Annotated in this window: 17 protein-coding genes; 10 read left to right on the forward strand and 7 right to left on the reverse strand. The window is 68.5% G+C overall.

Features of this window, described 5'->3' with window-relative positions:
- Positions 1 to 56: 56 nt before the first annotated feature.
- From MHA02_RS16925 to MHA02_RS16955, 7 genes are all read right to left on the reverse strand, one after another.
- The gene (locus MHA02_RS16925) at positions 57 to 1,286 is read right to left on the reverse strand and encodes a molybdopterin molybdotransferase MoeA (RefSeq protein ID WP_147080775.1); all 1,230 of its coding nucleotides are present in this window, start codon (positions 1,284 to 1,286) and stop codon (positions 57 to 59) included.
- Positions 1,283 to 1,765, reverse strand: a complete 483-nt coding sequence (gene moaC / locus MHA02_RS16930) for a cyclic pyranopterin monophosphate synthase MoaC (protein WP_147080777.1) — start codon at positions 1,763 to 1,765, stop codon at positions 1,283 to 1,285. Before moaC ends, MHA02_RS16925 begins: the two co-directional genes overlap by 4 nt.
- Complete coding sequence (trpC, locus tag MHA02_RS16935) at positions 1,762 to 2,607, reverse strand: indole-3-glycerol phosphate synthase TrpC (protein WP_147080779.1); 846 nt, start codon at positions 2,605 to 2,607, stop codon at positions 1,762 to 1,764. The genes moaC and trpC overlap by 4 nt, the downstream gene beginning before the upstream one ends.
- Positions 2,608 to 2,701: 94 nt before the next feature.
- On the reverse strand, positions 2,702 to 3,715 hold the full coding sequence (gene trpD, locus MHA02_RS16940; protein ID WP_147080781.1) for an anthranilate phosphoribosyltransferase: 1,014 nt from the start codon (positions 3,713 to 3,715) through the stop codon (positions 2,702 to 2,704).
- Between the two features lie 139 nt (positions 3,716 to 3,854).
- Positions 3,855 to 4,469 (reverse strand): anthranilate synthase component II, encoded by a 615-nt coding sequence (locus tag MHA02_RS16945; RefSeq protein ID WP_147080783.1) that lies wholly within the window; start codon positions 4,467 to 4,469, stop codon positions 3,855 to 3,857.
- Positions 4,470 to 4,474: 5 nt separating this feature from the next.
- Positions 4,475 to 5,998: an anthranilate synthase component I gene (gene trpE / locus MHA02_RS16950; RefSeq protein WP_147080785.1), complete on the reverse strand. Its 1,524-nt coding sequence runs from the start codon at positions 5,996 to 5,998 to the stop codon at positions 4,475 to 4,477.
- Positions 5,998 to 7,899, reverse strand: coding sequence for a SurA N-terminal domain-containing protein (locus tag MHA02_RS16955; protein WP_147080787.1), 1,902 nt, complete (start codon positions 7,897 to 7,899; stop codon positions 5,998 to 6,000). The genes trpE and MHA02_RS16955 overlap by 1 nt, the downstream gene beginning before the upstream one ends.
- A 205-nt stretch (positions 7,900 to 8,104) precedes the next feature.
- Between MHA02_RS16955 and tpiA the strand changes: the two genes are divergently transcribed.
- From tpiA to MHA02_RS17010, 10 genes are all read left to right on the forward strand, one after another.
- The gene (gene tpiA, locus MHA02_RS16960; RefSeq protein WP_147080789.1) at positions 8,105 to 8,869 is read left to right on the forward strand and encodes a triose-phosphate isomerase; all 765 of its coding nucleotides are present in this window, start codon (positions 8,105 to 8,107) and stop codon (positions 8,867 to 8,869) included.
- Between the two features lie 103 nt (positions 8,870 to 8,972).
- Positions 8,973 to 9,512 (forward strand): hypothetical protein, encoded by a 540-nt coding sequence (locus MHA02_RS16965; protein ID WP_170249319.1) that lies wholly within the window; start codon positions 8,973 to 8,975, stop codon positions 9,510 to 9,512.
- A 251-nt stretch (positions 9,513 to 9,763) separates the two neighbouring features.
- Positions 9,764 to 10,237: a preprotein translocase subunit SecG gene (gene secG, locus MHA02_RS16970; RefSeq protein WP_147080794.1), complete on the forward strand. Its 474-nt coding sequence runs from the start codon at positions 9,764 to 9,766 to the stop codon at positions 10,235 to 10,237.
- Between the two features lie 226 nt (positions 10,238 to 10,463).
- Positions 10,464 to 12,107 carry a CTP synthase gene (gene pyrG / locus MHA02_RS16975; RefSeq protein ID WP_147080854.1) on the forward strand — a complete coding sequence of 548 codons (1,644 nt, stop codon included), beginning with the start codon at positions 10,464 to 10,466 and terminating at the stop codon, positions 12,105 to 12,107.
- Positions 12,108 to 12,123: 16 nt separating this feature from the next.
- Positions 12,124 to 12,522: a DUF350 domain-containing protein gene (locus MHA02_RS16980; protein WP_147080796.1), complete on the forward strand. Its 399-nt coding sequence runs from the start codon at positions 12,124 to 12,126 to the stop codon at positions 12,520 to 12,522.
- Between the two features lie 84 nt (positions 12,523 to 12,606).
- A complete protein-coding gene (locus MHA02_RS16985; protein ID WP_238180392.1) occupies positions 12,607 to 13,194 on the forward strand; it encodes a DUF1190 domain-containing protein in 588 nt (195 codons plus the stop codon).
- Positions 13,194 to 14,363, forward strand: coding sequence for a glutathionylspermidine synthase family protein (locus MHA02_RS16990; protein ID WP_147080800.1), 1,170 nt, complete (start codon positions 13,194 to 13,196; stop codon positions 14,361 to 14,363). The genes MHA02_RS16985 and MHA02_RS16990 overlap by 1 nt, the downstream gene beginning before the upstream one ends.
- 61 nt (positions 14,364 to 14,424) lie before the next feature.
- The gene (locus tag MHA02_RS16995) at positions 14,425 to 14,877 is read left to right on the forward strand and encodes a DNA polymerase III subunit chi (protein ID WP_147080802.1); all 453 of its coding nucleotides are present in this window, start codon (positions 14,425 to 14,427) and stop codon (positions 14,875 to 14,877) included.
- Between the two features lie 199 nt (positions 14,878 to 15,076).
- Positions 15,077 to 16,648 carry a S10 family peptidase gene (locus MHA02_RS17005; RefSeq protein WP_238180393.1) on the forward strand — a complete coding sequence of 524 codons (1,572 nt, stop codon included), beginning with the start codon at positions 15,077 to 15,079 and terminating at the stop codon, positions 16,646 to 16,648.
- Positions 16,645 to 17,028: a hypothetical protein gene (locus MHA02_RS17010; RefSeq protein ID WP_170249322.1), complete on the forward strand. Its 384-nt coding sequence runs from the start codon at positions 16,645 to 16,647 to the stop codon at positions 17,026 to 17,028. Before MHA02_RS17005 ends, MHA02_RS17010 begins: the two co-directional genes overlap by 4 nt.
- Positions 17,029 to 17,295: the final 267 nt, after the last annotated feature.

Consider the following 17,295-nt stretch of genomic DNA (forward strand, 5'->3'; position numbering starts at 1 on the left):
AGATGCAAGACTTTCGGGGAGATTGGGCGGTATCGGGCAGTGCGAGCGACGCTTCGTCAGATGATCCGCCGATCGAGCCGGATGATCCGGCAGGGATCGCCCTTGCGTGCGGCCGGCGCGTGCGGCTCACGAATGAGCAACGCCTCCGAGCGGCCGAGCACCGCCAGCATCGAAGAATCCTGGCGTGTTTCAGGGGTGGCGATCGGGACGCGGTCTGGGGCCATGTCCAGATGGGCCCGCAGGTAGTCCTGGCGCTTGTCGTTCTCGGCCATGTCGCGGCCGAGCGTCGCCGGCTCGCTGCGGTCGGCGCCTGCATGGGGATCGCCCAGCAGCGCCCGGATCGCCGGCACGACGAAGAGCAGGCCGCAGACGATCGAGGAGACCGGGTTACCCGGCAGGCCGATGGCGAGCATCGGGCCGAGGCGGCCATGCATCAGCGGCTTGCCGGGGCGAAGCGCGACCCGCCAGAAGCCGAGTTCCATGCCCTCGTCCGACAGCGCCCGCTGCACGAGGTCATGGTCGCCGACCGAGGCACCGCCGAGGGTAATCAGAAGATCGGCACCGGCGTCCCGCGCCCGGCCGACGGACGCTTTCAAACTATCGAGGTCGTCGCCGGCGATGCCGAGGTCGATCGGGTCGGCGCCGGCCTCGCGGGCGAGCGAGGCCACCGCGAGGCCATTCGAGGCGACGATCTGGTCCCAGGCGGCGGCCTCGCCGGGGCGCACGAGTTCGTCGCCGGTGGCGAGGATAGCGACGCGCGGACGGCGGCGGACGCCAACCATCGCGTGGCCGGAGGCGGCGGCGAGGGCGAGGCGGCGCGCATCGAGCGTCTCGCCGGCGCGCATCAGGACGTCGCCATCGCGAAAGTCGAGGCCGGCCGGACGGATGAACTTTTCGGCCGTCACGCTCTCGCGCGCTGTGACGGTCTCGCCCTTCGCATCCGCATCTTCCTGGATCAGGATGGCGTCGGCACCGTCCGGCACGGGAGCGCCGGTAAAGGTCCGCACCGTGTCGCCGGGTCCGATCGAGCCCGAAAATCCGTGGCCCGCAGCGCTGATACCGACGAGGCGAAGGCTTACCGGAACGGTGGCGAGGTCCACCGCTCGCACGGCATAGCCATCCATGGCGGAAGCGGGAAACGGCGGCTGCGTGCGCGTGGCTACGATGTCGGCCGCGAGCGTGCGCCCATGCGCCTCGGCGAGCGCTACGGTCTCGGCCTCGACGGGGCCGGGTACGCTGGCGAGGATCCGCGCCAGTGCCTCGGCGACGGAAATCAGACCGCTCATCGCGGTTCGCTCCGCCATGAGCCGGACTTGCCGCCGTCCTTCTCCAGCAGCCGGATACCCTCGATCCGCATGCCGCGATCGGCCGCCTTCACCATGTCGTAGATCGTCAGGCAGGCGAGCGAGACGGCGGTGAGCGCCTCCATCTCGACGCCGGTCTGTCCGGTGACGCGCACCTCGGCAGTGACCCGCAGGCCCGGCAGCGCGTCGTCTGGCTCGCAATCGACCCGGACTTTCGTGAGCAACAGCGGGTGGCAGAGCGGGATCAACTCGTGCGTGCGCTTGGCCGCCATGATGCCGGCGAGCCGGGCCGTGCCGATCACGTCGCCCTTCTTGGCGTCGCCCTCGCGAATGAGACGAAGCGTTTCCGCCAGCATCACCACCACGCCTTCCGCCCGCGCCGTGCGGGAGGTCGCTGCCTTATCGGAGACGTCGACCATGTTTGCGGCGCCGGCGGCGTCGAGATGGGTAAGGGCGCTCATGCGCCCCCGCCGAACAGCAGGGCGCGGGTCGCGGCGGTGACGTCGGCTTGCCGCATCAGGCTCTCGCCGACGAGAATGGTGTGAAGGCCCGCTTCGCGCAGCCGCGCGACCTCCGCATGGCTGCCGATCCCGCTCTCGGCGACCGCGATGCGGTCGTCGGGGATGCCGGGCTTGAGACGGATCGCGGTCTCGAACGAAACTTCGAAGGTCTTCAGGTTGCGGTTGTTGACGCCGACGAGCCGCGTGCCGAGGGGCAAAGCCCGCTCCAACTCCGCTTGATCGTGCACCTCGACCAGCACGTCCATGCCGAGATCGTGCGCCGTCTCGGTGATCGCGCGGGCCTCGTCGTCGTCGAGGCAGGCCATGATCACGAGCACGCAATCGGCGCCCCAGGCCCGTGCTTCCAGAACCTGATAGGGCTCGAACAGAAAGTCCTTGCGCAGAACCGGCCGCCCGCAGGCTGCGCGCGCCGCGATCAGGTACTCAGGCGCTCCCTGGAACGAGGGCGTGTCCGTGAGCACGGAGAGGCAAGTCGCGCCGCCCTCCTCGTACGCTTTTGCCAGCGTTGCGGGATCGAAATCGGCGCGGATCAGGCCCTTCGACGGTGACGCCTTCTTGATCTCGGCGATCAGCGCCGGCCGGCCCTCGTCGATATGCGCGGCGATGGCATCGGCGAAGCCGCGGGGCGGATCGGCCTTGGCGACCTGCTTTTCGAGCTTGGCCAACGGCACCCGCAGCTTCGCCTCGGCGATCTCGCGGCGCTTGTAGGCCTCGATCCGCGCGAGCACGGAGGCACGGTCGGCCGCCAGACCGGTCGTCACTTCGGCGACGATGTCGTCCATCGTTCTGTCCTCGACCCGTACCAGCGCAGCCGATCCAACCAGACCACCTCATCCCGAGATGGGTCGGAGAAACGAAGGCGCGGTCAGCCCTCTATCATGCGTTCGAAATTGCCACGAGGCGCGCGAGGGTCGCCCGCGCCGCGCCCGTATCGATCGCTCCCTGAGCCCGCGCGACGCCCTCGGCGAGCGTCTCCGCGTGGCCGGCGACGAGCAATCCGGCACCGGCATTGATCACACTGATGTCGCGATAGGCGTTCCGCGCGCCCTCCAACACCTGGACGAGGGCCCGGGCGTTGTGGTCGGGGTCCCCGCCGCGCAGATCCTCAAGGCTCGAGAGCGTCAGCCCGCATTCGCGCGGGTCGACCGAGAAGGACGCGATGCGGCCATCCTCCAGCGAGACCACGCCGGTCGGGCCGGTGACGGTGATCTCGTCGAGACCGTCGGAGCCGTGCACGGTCCAGACGCGTTTCGAGCCGAGTTCGGCCAGCACCCGCGTCAGTGGCTCGGCCCAGGCCGGCATCGAAACACCGAACACCTGCGCTGTGACGCCGGCCGGGTTCGAGAGCGGCCCGAGCATGTTGAAAATCGTGCGGAACGGCAGCTCCTTCCGCACCGGCGCGACGTGGCGCATAGCGGCGTGGTGGGTCTGCGCGAACAGGAAGCACAGGCCGGCTTCCGCCAAGCAATGGCTGAGGCGCTCCGGCGGCAGTTCGAGCCTGACGCCGAGCGCCGCAAGCACGTCGGCCGCGCCGGAGCGCGAGGTCGCAGCGCGGTTGCCGTGCTTGGCCACCGGCACGCCGCAGGCGGCGGTGAGGATCGCGGCCAGGGTCGAGACGTTGTAGCTGCCCGAATGATCGCCGCCGGTCCCGACGATGTCGATGGCGCCCTCCGGCGCCTCCACCGGGATCATGCGTGCGCGCATGGCCTGCACCGCGCCGACGATCTCGTCGATGGACTCGCCACGGACCCGCAGAGCCGTGAGGAAGGCGCCGGCTTGGACGGGCGTCACCTCCCCCGAGAGCAGGTCGTCGAAGGCGGCGCGGGCTGCTTCGCGCGTGAGCGAGCCGCTGGCGGCGACCGTCGCGAGATGGGGTTTGAAGGTGTCCATCGTGGATGGCGGCTGCACTGTTCCGAACGGCGTCTGCTATCGCCGTCATTGCGAGCGAAGCGAAGCAATTCAGGGCAAACGCCCTGGTTGTCGAGGACGTTGCCCTGGATTGCTTCGCTTCGCTCGCAATGACGAGGCTTCAATGCACGCCGACCTGCGCCTTGTCACGTCCCGCCCGCCACGCCGCGGCGATGTCGAGGAAGTTGCTCACGATCCGCGCGCCGTGATGCGAGAGGATGCTCTCCGGGTGGAACTGCACGCCGTGCACCGGCAGCGTCGCGTGCTGGATGCCCATGATCAGCCCGTCCGCCTCGGCCGTGACGACGAGCGCGTCGGGGCAGGTGGCGCGATCGACCACGAGGGAGTGGTACCGCGTCGCCGAGAACGCATCGTTCAAACCCCGGAAGATGCCCTCGGCGTGGTGGCTGATGGTCGAGACTTTTCCGTGCATCGGAGCCGGCGCCCGCACCACGTCGCCGCCATAGGCCTGCCCGATCGATTGCAGCCCGAGGCAGACGCCGAAGATCGGGATCTCGCCGCCGAGTTCGCGCACCACGTCGAGGCAGATCCCGGCCTCGTTCGGCGTGCAGGGGCCGGGGGAGAGCACGATGGCGTCTGGTGCCCGTGCGCGGATGCCCTCGATCGTGATCCCGTCGTTGCGCACCACGTCGATGCCGCCGCAGAGCGGGCCGATCAGGTGGACGAGGTTCCAGGTGAAGGAATCGTAGTTGTCGATGACGAGGACGTTGGACATGCCCGCTACTGCCCCCGCCGTGCCCGGCTCGCGAACGAAACCGCATCCTCGGCCGCGCGAAACAGCGCCTTAGCCTTGTTGACGCATTCCTGCTGCTCGGAGGCCGGGTCGGAATCGTAGACGATGCCGGCACCGGCCTGCACGTGCATGCGGCCGTCCTTCACGATGGCCGTGCGGAGGACGATGCAGGTGTCCATTTCGCCGCGCGCACCGAAATAGCCGATGCAGCCGCCATAAGGTCCGCGCTTCTCGCGCTCCAGCTCGTCGATGATCTCCATGGCGCGCACCTTCGGCGCACCGGAGACCGTGCCGGCGGGGAAGCCGGCGGCCAGCGCCGAGAGGGTGTCGTGAGCCGGGTCGAGATCGCCCTCGACGTTCGAGACGATGTGCATGACCTGGCTGTAGAATTCGAGGAAGAACGAGCCGGTGACGCGCACCGTGCCGATCCGCGAGACGCGGCCGACATCGTTGCGGCCGAGATCGAGTAGCATCAGGTGCTCGGAGCGCTCCTTAGGATCGGCCAGCAACTCGTCGGCGAGCGCCTTGTCCTCGGCCGGCGTGGCGCCGCGGCGGCGCGTGCCGGCGATCGGGCGGATCGTCACCTTGTCGTCGCGCACGCGGACCAGGATCTCCGGCGAGGAGCAGACGACCTGAAACTCGCAAAAATCGAGGTAGCAGAGGAAGGGCGCCGGGTTGGTGCGGCGGAGCGACCGGTAGAGCGCGAAGGCCGGCAGCGTGAACGGCGCCTCGAAGCGCTGCGACAGCACCACCTGGAAGATGTCGCCGGCGACGATGTACTCCTTCGCGCGCGCGACCATGCCGAGATACGCTTCCGGCGCGGTATTCGAAACGGGCGCGGGCACCGCGAGGCCGGCGACGTCAGCACGTGCCTCGATCGGCAGGGGGCCTTCAAGCGCGGCGGCGGCGCGGTCGATCCGCTCCAATGCGGCTTCGTAGGCCGCCTTGGCGGAGACCCCCTCGGCCGGGCGCACGGGGGTGACGACGGTGAGCGCGTCTGCGACCGCGTCGAACACCACCATGACGCGGGGGCGGATCATCACGGCGTCGGGCACGCCGAGCGGGTCCGGGTTCGGTTCGGGCAGCCGCTCCATGGCGCGCACCATGTCGTAGCCGAGATAGCCGAACAGGCCGGCGGCCATCGGTGGCAGCTCCTGCGCGTCGTCCGCGCCGATGGCGCTCTCGGCGATCAGGGCACGCAGGCTGTCGAGCGGCGGCCGGTCGTCGGGGACGAAGGCTTCGAGCGCGGCGTCACGGGCGATTTCCGGCCGGCCGTCGCGGCAGCGCCAGACGAGATCCGGGTCGAGGCCGATCATCGAGTAGCGCCCGCGCACCGCGCCGCCCTCGACGGATTCGAGCAGGAATCCCGGCCCAGGCGTGCCGCCCTTCAGCTTGAGGAAGGCCGCGACCGGCGTCTCGAGATCGGCCACCAGCGTCAGGCTGACGAGGCTGCCGCGGCCCGCCTCGTAGGCGCGCGCGAAGCCGTCGAAACGGTCGGTCTCGGCCTGCATCAATATTCGCCGCCCAGCGCGCGCTTGAAGGCCGCTTGGTTGATGCTGACGCCGGCATTCTTCTGGACCTCGGCGATGTACTCGCCCAAGACGTCGTCGGCGATCGCGGTGCGGAAATTCTTCTCGACGGTCTTGTCGGTGGACGCGCCCGGTACGTAGGCCGGCATCTCGGCCCGGGTGACCCTGTAGACCGCCCGGCCCTCGCCCGAGGGAGCCGAGCCGGCTTTGTCGATGGCGGTCGCGAAGATGCGCTCGATCACGTCGTTGGCGAGGTCGTCCTTGGGCTGGTTGCGGGCGATGTCGGTCACGGTCTTCGCCTGAAGGCCGGCCGCCTCGGCCACCGCCTCCACGGTCTCGCCCTTGTCGAGCTTCTCCACGAGTTCCTTCGACTTCGCGGTGAGGCGCTTGGCCGTCTCGGCCTCCTTCCAGCCTTTCACGGCTTCGTCGCGGACCTCGTCGAGCGGCTTATCGTGGGCCGCGTCGATCTTGGCGACGTCGCACCAGACGTAGCCGCCGGACTTCGTGCGCAGGGCTTCGCTGTCGCCGCCGATCTCGGAGCGGAAGGCGGCGGCCAGCGTCGTGTCGGGATCCGGGATGCCCTCGACCTTGTTGCCCGACGCGTCATTGCCCTTGGCGTCGACGACGGGAACCGCGACGAGCGCCAGCCCCCGCTCCTTCGCGATGTCGGCCAGCGGCTTGCCGCTGGCGCGGGCGTCCTCGATCGCGTCGTGGGCCGGCTCGATGCCGTCGCGGGCGCGCTGCAATGCCATCGACTTGCGGATCTCGTCTTTGACGTCGTCGAAAGGCTTCTGGGAGCCGGGCTCGATCGCAGTGACGCGCAGGAGCACCGTGCCGAAACGGCCTTTTACCGGCTGGCTGATCTTGTCCTTCTCGAGGGCAAAGGCGGCATCGGCCACGGCGGGGTCGAACAGCTCCGCCTTCGTCAGGGTGCCGAGCGTCAGGTTCTTGGGATCGACGCCGCGCGCGGTGGCGGTGACTTCGAAGGGCACCTCGCCGCTCTCGATCTGCTTGGCGGCGGTCTCGGCGGTCGCCTGATCGGGGAAGGTGATCTGCTGGATCGTGCGGCGCTCGGGGGTGCCGTATTTCGCGGCGTTGGCGTCGTAGATCTTGCGGGCTTCCTCGTCGGTGATCGCGTCGGGCTTCGCCATGGCCGCCGGGTCGAGAACGAGCAGGTTCAGGCTGCGCGTTTCGGGCGCGCGAAAGCTGCCCTTGTTGTTGTCGTAATAGGCCTTCAGTTCATCGTCCGTCGGCGCCGGGATGTCGCCGGCCGCGGCCGGGTTCAGCATCAGCACGGAGGCGGTGCGGCGCTCGGTGGAATAGCGGTGGACCGCCTCGCGCATCGCCTGCGGCACCGGAAGCTCGGCGGTGACGGCCTCGGCCAGTTGGAGACGGGCGGCGACGGAGCGCTGCTCGCGCACGAACGTCTGCTCGTTGATGCCGGCTCGCTGCAGGGTCTGGTAGAACAGCGCGCGGTCGAACTTGCCGTCCGCGCCCTTGAAGGCCTGCTCGTCGCGGATCGCGCGCAGGACGGCCTCGTCGGAGATGGCGAGGCCGAGATCGTGGGTCTTCTGGTCGAGTGCCGCTTCGGTGATCAGCTGGCTCAGCACCTGCCGCTCGAGCCCCATCGCCCGCGCCTGGTCCGGCGTCAGCACGCGCTTGAGCTGCTGCTGATAGCGCTGAAGCTGGTTCTGGTAGGCCGAGCGCACGGCCTCCGCCGAGATCGGCGTCTTGCCCACGGTGGCGACGGTCTGGGCGCTCCCCCCGCGGAAGAACTCTTCCACACCGAAGATCGCGACGCCCGCGATCAGGAAGAAGAACAGGATCGACAGCACGATCTTGCCGAGCCAGTGCTGGCTGGCATTGCGGATGCTCTGGAGCATGGTGTGGTCCGGATCTGTGCTCTTGCGCCCAGTTCCACGGGGGAAAAGGGCTTTCGAATTCGGGGCTCGCGATAGACCATCCGAGCCCCCGCGCAAAGGGTGGCGACAGCGGCGGGGAACCGGGCGTGAGGCGGTTTGCGCGCCCAAGCTTGCTCTGTTACGCCGCCGGGCTCACGAGAACGGCATCGAGGGATACGGGATCACCATGGCGAGCGAAGGACGACGTCCGCTGGTTGCCGGCAACTGGAAGATGAACGGCCTACGCTCCTCGATCGACACGGTCGAAAAGGTGCTGGAGGGGCTCACCCCGGCGCTGACCGACAAGATCGACGTTCTGATCTGTCCGCCCGCGACCCTGATCGCCTCCTGCGTCGCCGCCGTGACCGGCTCGGCCATAGCCATCGGCGGCCAGAACCTGCACGCCCGGGCGAGCGGGGCCTTCACCGGCTCGATTTCGGCGGAGATGCTGGCCGACCTAGGCGCCCGCTACGTCATCCTCGGCCATTCCGAGCGGCGCGCCTACCACCACGAGACCGATAACGGCGTTCACGCCAAGGCCCTCGGCGCCCGCCGTGCCGGCCTCTGCGGCATCATCTGCGTCGGCGAGACCGAGGACGAGCGCGAGGAGGGCCGCACCCTCGACATCGTGCGCGCGCAACTGGGCCTCGGCGTACCGAAGGGCGCGACGGCCGCCGACACGGTCCTCGCCTACGAGCCGGTCTGGGCGATCGGTACCGGCAAGACGCCCTCGACCGCCGACATCGCCGAGGTCCATGCCTCCCTGCGCGACATGCTCGGCACCATGGTCGGCAAGACCGAAGCGGACAAGATCCGCATCCTCTATGGCGGCTCGGTGAAGGCCAAGAACGCCCGCGAGCTGATGGCGGTCGAGAACGTCGACGGCGCCCTCGTCGGGGGCGCCAGCCTCGTTGCCGAGGACTTCCTGGGGATCTGCGCCGCTTATTCCTGAGCGGCCCCGCGCAGCGGGGCGCGGCGCGAAATCAGTAACGAGTACCTGGAGACCGCGTCGGCGCATGAATCTGCGTCAAACAAGCGGAACCATGAGCTTGACCGTGAGTTTTCCGGTCATGATCCACTTGAAATCAACGCTCGCGATCTCTGCGATCATGCTCACCGGTTTGGTGGCGGCCTCGCCGTTCCCCTACGCCAGCGACCATGAGCCGAGACAACCGCGCCGTACGGCTTCGATGCAGATCGCACCTGCCGTCGAAGCTGCCGCGAGCCCGGCCGCAGTGACGTCCTGGGCCGATCCGCCGGTCAAGCAGCAGGCCGCCGTCGAAGCGCCGTTGGTGCTCGCCGCCTCGGACACGGGTGCGCCGACAGCCCAGGAGAGCACGCCTTCGGCGGTCACGGTCGCTCCCCCGCCCGTGCGCCACGTGTCCCTGCAGGCCTCTGCCCAGAAGGCTGAGCAGGCACGCCGTCGCAAGATCGCCCGTGCTGCCGCAGCCCGTGAGCGTCAGGCCGTTGCCCGGCAGACGGCGCCGAGCGGCGACGAGGCCCAGGTCTCGCCGACGACGGCACCGAATACGTCGCAGCGCATCGACCCGATCGGCAACATTCTGCGCGGGTTGGGCATCGGCAAGCAAGGTTGAGCGGCAGGAAGCCTGCGCTTCCGAACGCTTACTCAACCTCCGTCTTTCCCGTCGCCGATAGCCAACGATCTCGTTCGAAAGCATGGCGGCCAACCATGCGGTTGTCCCGCTGGAGGACCCTGGCAGCGGTTGGCGCTCGTGCCCAACTGGTGTACGAGCCCGGTCGTCGAACGGAGTACGCCTCCGGGCGGCTGTTCGGCTTTGCCGATCGCCTGATTTGCGTCCGTGATCGCGGACTTGCCGGAACCCCGATGCAGACCGTCCTGATCGTCGTCCACCTCTTCATCGTCCTGGCGCTCATCGTCACGGTGCTGCTGCAGCGCTCCGAGGGCGGTCTCGGCCTTGGCGGCGGCGGTAGCGGTGGCGGCGGCGTCTCGGGCTTCATGACCGGACGCGGGCAGGCCAACGCGCTGACGCGGGCGACCGCGATCCTCGCGGCCCTGTTCTTCGCCACCAGCATCACCCTGGCGATCATGGCGCATCACACCTCGGCGCCGCGCTCGATCCTCGACGACGGCACGGCGCAGCCGGGCCAGACCCAGAAGCAGCCGGCCAACGCCGACAACCTGCTCGACACGCTTCGCCAGCAGGGCGGCAAGCCGGCCGACGGCGCCGCTGCACCGCAGGTTCCGGTTCCCGCCGCTCCGGCTGCGCCTGCGGCCCCGGTCGAGAACGCACCGGCCGCTCCGGCCCCTGGAACTCCCGAGGCGCCGCAGTCGCGCTGAGACAACGTTGCGCGTTGCTCGTCGCGCGGCAGATTTCCGGACTGCGAAAGAGAGTTGCGGCCGGCGCATAGGCCGGCCGATCCGGGCATTCGCCCACACATATTCTTCAATGTCGTCAGCGGTGTGGCCCCGCAGCGCACGCTCCATGTGCGTCGCGGCGGGTGAACCTTTGCGGTTTGGCGAATCGTGAAACCCCGTTTATGAGCCGAGGCCCATGACGCAATACATGACGCCTGGGATTACGACGCGGTACGTCTTCATCACCGGCGGCGTCGTGTCGTCGCTCGGGAAGGGGCTCGCCTCCGCCGCGCTGGCGGCCCTGCTCCAGGCCCGCGGCTACCGTGTGCGCCTAAGGAAGCTCGACCCGTACCTCAACGTCGATCCGGGCACGATGAGCCCGACCCAGCATGGCGAGGTCTTCGTCACCGATGACGGCGCCGAGACCGATCTCGATCTCGGCCATTACGAGCGCTTCACCGGTCTGCCCGCGAGCCGCGCCGACAACATCACCACCGGCAAGATCTACCAGGACATCATCACCAAGGAGCGCCGCGGCGACTACCTCGGCGCGACGATCCAGGTGATCCCGCACGTCACCAACGCCATCAAGACGTTCGTGCTCGATGGCAACGAGGGCTACGACTTCGTGCTCGTCGAGATCGGCGGGACGGTTGGCGACATCGAGGGACTTCCGTTCTTCGAGGCGATCCGCCAGCTCGGCCAGGAGCAGCCGCGCGGCACCTGCCTGTTCATCCACCTGACGCTGCTGCCGTTCATCCCGTCGGCCGGCGAACTCAAGACCAAGCCGACGCAGCACTCCGTGAAGGAGCTGCGCTCCATCGGAATCCAGCCCGACATCCTGCTCTGCCGCTGCGATCGGCCGATCCCGAACGACGAGAGGCGCAAGCTCGCTCTGTTCTGCAACGTGCGCGAGACGGCGGTGATCGACGCTCTCGACGTGCCCTCGATCTACGACGTGCCGCTTTCCTATCGCGGCGCGGGGCTCGACCGCGAGGTGCTCGAGCATTTCGGCCTCGACGCCGAGTGCGAGCCGAGCCTCGAGCGCTGGCGCACCATCTCGCACCGGGTCAGGAACCCCGAGGGCGAGGTCACCATCGCGATCGTCGGCAAGTACACGGGCCTCAAGGACGCCTACAAATCGCTGACCGAAGCACTCACGCACGGCGGCATCGCCAACAACGTCCGCGTCCACCTCGAATGGATCGAGGCCGAGGTGTTCGAGCGCGAGGATCCCGCGCCCTTCCTCGAAGGCTTGCACGGCATTCTCGTACCCGGCGGCTTCGGCCAGCGCGGCGCCGAGGGCAAGATTCGGGCGGCTCGCTACGCACGCGAGCGAAAGATCCCCTACTTCGGCATCTGCTTCGGCATGCAGATGGCGGTGATCGAAGCCGCCCGCGCGCTTGCCGGCATCACCGAGGCCAACTCCACCGAGTTCGGCGCGACGACAGAGCCCGTGGTCGGCCTGCTCACCGAATGGATGAAGGGAGAGGCCCTGGAGCGCCGTGCGGCCGAGGGCGATCTCGGCGGCACCATGCGCCTCGGCGCCTACAAGGCCACGCTCGGCCCTGAGACCCGGATCGCCAAGATCTACGGCACCACCGAGATTTCCGAGCGGCACCGCCATCGCTACGAGGTCAACATGGCCTATCGCGAGCGGCTGGAGGCCAAGGGCCTGCGCTTCTCCGGCCTCTCGCCGGATGGGCTGCTGCCTGAGACGGTGGAGCATGCGGGTCACCCCTGGTTCGTCGGCGTGCAGTTCCACCCGGAGCTGAAGTCGCGCCCCTTCGAGCCGCACCCGCTCTTCTCGAGCTTCGTCGCCGCGGCGGTGGAGCAGAGTCGCCTGGTTTGATGAAGGTGGTGGCCCGATGCACGTGATCTCCGGGTTGCCCGCCTTCCTCGCTTATTTTGCCGCCGCGCTCGTCCTCGTGGCGCTCTACCTCGCGGTCTACCTGACAGCGACGGCGCACCGGGAGGTGACGCTGATCCGCGCCGGCAACGTCGCCGCCGCACTCAGCCTCGGCGGTAGCCTCGTCGGCTACGCCATGCCGCTCTCGATGGCGATCCGCAACGCACAGTCCATCCTCGACTGCATCGTCTGGGGCCTCGTCGCCCTGGTGGTGCAGATCCTGATCTACTGGCTCATGCGCCTCGTGCTGCCCGATCTCTCACGTCGCATCGAAGCGAACGAAACCGCCGCCGCGATCCTGCTCGGCTCGGCCTCGCTCGCGGGCGGGATCGTGAACGCCGCGGCGATGTCGTATTGATCGCCGGATCGAGGGCGGCTCGGGCGGCATCCAATGACGCGGCAGCGGACGAGAACACCAGTCGTCGATGCGGCGAAGCCGCCGGTGAAGCGCTCGCGCACCGTCTCCCTGGTGCTGCTGGCAGGCGCAGGCGTCGCCGCTTTCGGCTTCGCCCACTTCGATCCCTCCCAGGACGAGGAAGACGTACGGTTCTATGCGGGCCCCTCCGACTGCATCGACGCGCGGCTTCGCAGCTCAGCGGAGTGCCTGAGCGAGTACGAGACCGCTCGCGCGCTCTACCCCACCGCAGCGCCGCGCTACGCGTCGAGTGGCACCTGCGAGGCGCATCACGGCCTCGGCCGATGCGTGACCGGCGAAAGCGTTACCGAAGCCGCCCGTGGCCAATATCTACCGCTGATGGCCGGATACATGATTGGCCTCACGGCCGACCAGAACCTGCCGCCGCAGCCGGTCTACGACCATGCCCCGCAAGGCGAAGCGCTTTCGGGCGGAGGGCCTGGCGGAGCAGGCTACTGCACCGGCTCCGGTGCCCGCATCTGGACGGTCGGCGGCGGCCGCTCCTCGGCCGCGCGGGTGTCGTCTGCGGCCCTGCGCGGATCGTCGTTCGGCGGGTTCGGCGGCACGGGGCGGTCGTTCTCGTCGTCCTCGCGCGGCGGCTTCGGCGGCGGCTGATGCGCCGCCTCGAAACGGGCGAGCGCCCGGATTGGCGCGACACCGCGCAAAAAAACGGCTTCGTGTTTCATACGCTGGACGGGGCGCCCTATTGGGACGAGAGCCACGCCTACGCCTTCACGCTTCGCGAGATCGAGGAGGACATCGAGGGGCCGAGCGGCGAATTGCATGCCCTCTGCCTCGATTTTGTCAGCCGCGCGGTCGAAGACGAGCGTATCCTCGCCTCGCTGCGCATTCCCGAAAGCGCCTGGGATGCGGTACGCGGCAGCTGGCGGCGGGGCGATCCGAGCCTCTACGGCCGGCTCGATCTCTCCTATGGCGGCACCGGCCCGGCGAAACTCCTCGAATACAACGCCGACACGCCGACCGCGCTCTACGAGACCGGTGTGTTTCAGTGGCTTTGGCTGGAAGAGATGCTGCGCGACGGCCGCCTGCCGGCTGGCAGCGACCAGTTCAACGTCGTGCACGAGCGGCTGATCGCACGGTTTCGGGACTTGCCCGCCACGGCCCTCACCGCCTTCGCAGCCGAGGCCGACGCGCCGGAGGATCGCGGCACGGTGGAGTATCTGCGCGATTGTGCCTTCCAGGCCGGCCACACCACGCGCTTGCTCGATCTCTCCGAGATCGGGCTGATGGCGGATGGCCGCTTCTGCGCGCCGGACGGCACGGCGATCGACTGGCTGTTCAAGCTCTATCCGTGGGAATGGGCGTTCGCCGACGCCTTCGCCGACGCGGTGGCAGCCAGCCCGACGCGCTTCCTGGAGCCGCCCTGGAAAGCGGTTCTCTCGAACAAGGGCCTGCTGCCGCACGTCTGGGCGCAGGAGCCCGGCCATCCCAACCTGCTGCCGGCTTTCTTCGATGAAGACCCGCAGGCAGCCGGTCTCGGTGATTCCTACGTGCGGAAACCCATCTTTTCGCGAGAGGGCTCGAACGTCGCGATCGTTCGGGATGGGACGATGCTGGCGCACGAGCCGGGGCCTTATGGCAGCGAAGGCCATATCCGGCAGGCGCTCGCCGAACTGCCGCTCTTCGACGATCACCGCCGCCCGGTGATTGGTTCGTGGATCATCGGCGATGCGCCCGGCGGCCTTTGCGTGCGCGAGGGTCGCGGCGCGATCACCAGAAACGATGCGCTGATCGTGCCGCATGTCATCGAGCCCGCGGCCTGAGGCCGCGAGGCCGGATCGTGCCGCTGCGGAGCGCGCAGATCCGCGCTATGCTGGCATCATCGTGACCGAGATCCTGTTCTATCACTTGCAGCGCCAGCCCTTGGAGAAGGTGCTGCCGAGCCTCGTCGAGAAATCGCGCGAGCGCGGCTGGCAGGCCGCGATCCAGGTGGTGAGCGAGGAGCGTTTGGCGGCGTTGGACGACGGGCTCTGGACCTATTCCGACGACAGTTTCCTGCCCCACGGCACCGAGCGTGACCCGGATGCGGCGACGCAACCCGTGGTTCTGACGCTGCGCGAGACGAACCCCAACAAGGCCGCGATCCGCTTCCTCGTCGAGGGCGCCCCCCTGCCGCCGGATGCGAACGACTACGCCCGCATCTGCATCCTGTTCGACGGCACCGATCCCGACGCGCTTCTCCACGCCCGCGAGCAGTGGAAGGGCGCCAAGGAGCAAGGCCATACCGTCGCCTACTGGCAGCAGGACGAGGGCGGCCGGTGGAGCAAGAAGGCTTGAGTTTTTCATGAGCAATCTCAGGGCACCACGCGAAACCCCTCTCCCCTCTGCGGGAGAGGGTGGCCCGCGAAGCGGGCCGGGAGAGGGGAGCGACGGTTCCGGAGAGGGCGCTCCCCTCTCCCGACCCTCGCTAACGCGAGGGCCACCCTCCCCCGCAGAGGGGGGAGGGTTTTTTCGCGCGATCCTGTCGGCCTGCGTGGTGCTCGCTATCGCCCTCTCCCCCCTCCCCTCGTCGGCGCAGCACGCCCCGCCCGACGCCGCCCGCAAAGCACCGGAGCGCGGCGGCGAATCCCGCAGCGAAGGCCGCAAGCTGCCGGCGGATGCCACCACCGAGCATAGCCTCGCGCTGCCCGGCGGCCGTACCATCACGTTCACGGCCACCGCCGGCAGTCTCGGACTCGTCGACGAGTCGGGAAAACTCCAGGCGGAGATCGCGTTCATCGCCTTCGTGAAGAAGGGGTCGCGCGAGAAGATTGCCGGGCGGCCGGTGAGTTTCGCCATCAATGGCGGACCGGGGGCGGCCTCGGCCTATCTCAACATCGGAGCGATCGGCCCCTGGCGTCTGCCGAGCGACGGGCCGAGCATCAGCCCTTCCCAGACGATCGCGTTGCAGCCCAATGCCGAGACCTGGCTCGACTTCACCGATCTCGTCTTCATCGACCCCGTCGGCACCGGCTACAGCCGTGCCGCCGACGGCGATGGCAAGAGCTACTGGAGCGTCGACGGCGATGCTTCGGTGCTCGCCTCGTCCATCGCCCGCTATCTACGCCAGAACGATCGCATGGCCTCGCCGAAGTTCTACGTCGGCGAGAGCTATGGCGGGTTTCGCGGCCCCTTGATCGCGGCGAAGCTCCAGGAAGACATCGGCGTCGGGCTGTCGGGACTCGTGCTGCTCTCGCCGGTGCTCGACTTCGCCTGGCTGCAATCGGCCCGCACCACGCCCTGGGGCTTCGTCACCCGCCTGCCATCCTTCGCGGCGGCCGCTCTCGAACGGTCCGGCACCCGGCCGACCCCGAGCCTGATGGCGGAAGCCGAGCGCTACGCCTCGGGCGACTACATCGCGGATCTCCTGAAAGGCCCCGGCGATCCGCAAGCCGTCGCGCGTCTCGCGGAGAAGGTCTCGGCCCTGACCGGGCTCGATCCCGAGGTCGTCCGGCGCCAGGCGGGACGACCGACAGCCGGAAGCTATCAGCGGGAGATCGGCCGCGACCTCGGGCGTGTGTCGTCCGCCTATGATGCGTCGGTGACCGGATGGGACCCGGACCCGACCGCGCCGCAAGCGAACTTCGAGGACCCGGTCCTGACCGGACTCCAGGCGCCGCTGACGAGTGCGATGATCGACCTCTACACGAACACGCTGAACTGGCGCGTCACCAACATGCGCTACGAACTGCTCAACGGCGCGGTGAACCGGAGCTGGTCCTGGGGATCGGGGCGCAGTGCTCCCGAAGCCATGGGCGCACTGAAAGGGATTCTCTCGCTGGACGGGTCGCTGCGCATCCTCGTGGCCCACGGCTACACGGACCTCGTCACCCCGTATTTTACCTCGAAGATTCTGATCGACCAGATGCCGCCCTACGGCACCGGCGAACGCCTGAAACTCGCCGTGTACCCGGGCGGCCACATGTTCTATGCGAGGGCTGAATCCCGCGCCGCCTTCCATGCCGACGCCGCCGACCTCTACCTCCGGGCGCTACAGGATCGCTCAGACGGCACGGCGGCGGCAACCGGAAGCCGTCACGACCGACCACAGGAGCGGCCGACGCCGTGAATGCTTTCCGAGGTTTCTCCATCCTGGCCGTCGTCACCGGGGTGCTGGCCGGCTGCACAAGCAGCGAGCGCATCCCGACGCCGCCCGCGCCGCAAGCAGCTCTGACACCGCCTGCCGCCGCGCCTTCGGCGCCAGCCTTCGCCGGCCCGGTTTTCGACGGCAGCGGCGTCTGTACCGGCACCGTCTCCACCACGGCTGCTTCCATCGCACCCGGCATCGGAGAGTGCGAACTCGTCCGCCTCAAAGGCAAGCCGCCCACCGACGTCCTCGTCGGCGAAGGCCGCTCGGGACGCGAGGTACAGGTGCTTTACAACGAGCCCGGTGCGAAGGAATTGTACTTCTTCGTCAACAACAAGCTCGACCGGATCGTGAAGACGTAAAGGTCGCCGACACGTCGTGCGGTATTGGCTCTAGTAAACTCTGCAGAATTAGGACCGGATCCACGGAGACGACGACGAGACGGTCTCTCCGGCAGCCGGGACGGCACTACGACATCGGCTCGATACGTCGATCAGTCTGATCGGCGTATCGAAGTCGTCGGGCGGTGAAAGCTCAATCGGGCGAACCGGATAACGCTCCCGATCAAATCGCGGCCGCGCCGCGGTAAGCCGCGGAAGTCTTCCCGGTGAACGAGAGCTTCGTGAGAG

Source organism: Methylobacterium haplocladii (genome assembly GCF_007992175.1).
Lineage (GTDB): Bacteria > Pseudomonadota > Alphaproteobacteria > Rhizobiales > Beijerinckiaceae > Methylobacterium > Methylobacterium haplocladii.

Coding starts and splice junctions, on each gene's coding strand:
- MHA02_RS16925 (WP_147080775.1), bottom strand. CDS start 1,286: ATGAGCGGTCTGATTTCCGTCGCCGAGGCACTGGCGCGGATCCTCGCC.
- moaC (WP_147080777.1), bottom strand. CDS start 1,765: ATGAGCGCCCTTACCCATCTCGACGCCGCCGGCGCCGCAAACATGGTC.
- trpC (WP_147080779.1), bottom strand. CDS start 2,607: ATGGACGACATCGTCGCCGAAGTGACGACCGGTCTGGCGGCCGACCGT.
- trpD (WP_147080781.1), bottom strand. CDS start 3,715: ATGGACACCTTCAAACCCCATCTCGCGACGGTCGCCGCCAGCGGCTCG.
- MHA02_RS16945 (WP_147080783.1), bottom strand. CDS start 4,469: ATGTCCAACGTCCTCGTCATCGACAACTACGATTCCTTCACCTGGAAC.
- trpE (WP_147080785.1), bottom strand. CDS start 5,998: ATGCAGGCCGAGACCGACCGTTTCGACGGCTTCGCGCGCGCCTACGAG.
- MHA02_RS16955 (WP_147080787.1), bottom strand. CDS start 7,899: ATGCTCCAGAGCATCCGCAATGCCAGCCAGCACTGGCTCGGCAAGATC.
- tpiA (WP_147080789.1), top strand. CDS start 8,105: ATGGCGAGCGAAGGACGACGTCCGCTGGTTGCCGGCAACTGGAAGATG.
- secG (WP_147080794.1), top strand. CDS start 9,764: ATGCAGACCGTCCTGATCGTCGTCCACCTCTTCATCGTCCTGGCGCTC.
- pyrG (WP_147080854.1), top strand. CDS start 10,464: ATGACGCCTGGGATTACGACGCGGTACGTCTTCATCACCGGCGGCGTC.
- MHA02_RS16980 (WP_147080796.1), top strand. CDS start 12,124: ATGCACGTGATCTCCGGGTTGCCCGCCTTCCTCGCTTATTTTGCCGCC.
- MHA02_RS16990 (WP_147080800.1), top strand. CDS start 13,194: ATGCGCCGCCTCGAAACGGGCGAGCGCCCGGATTGGCGCGACACCGCG.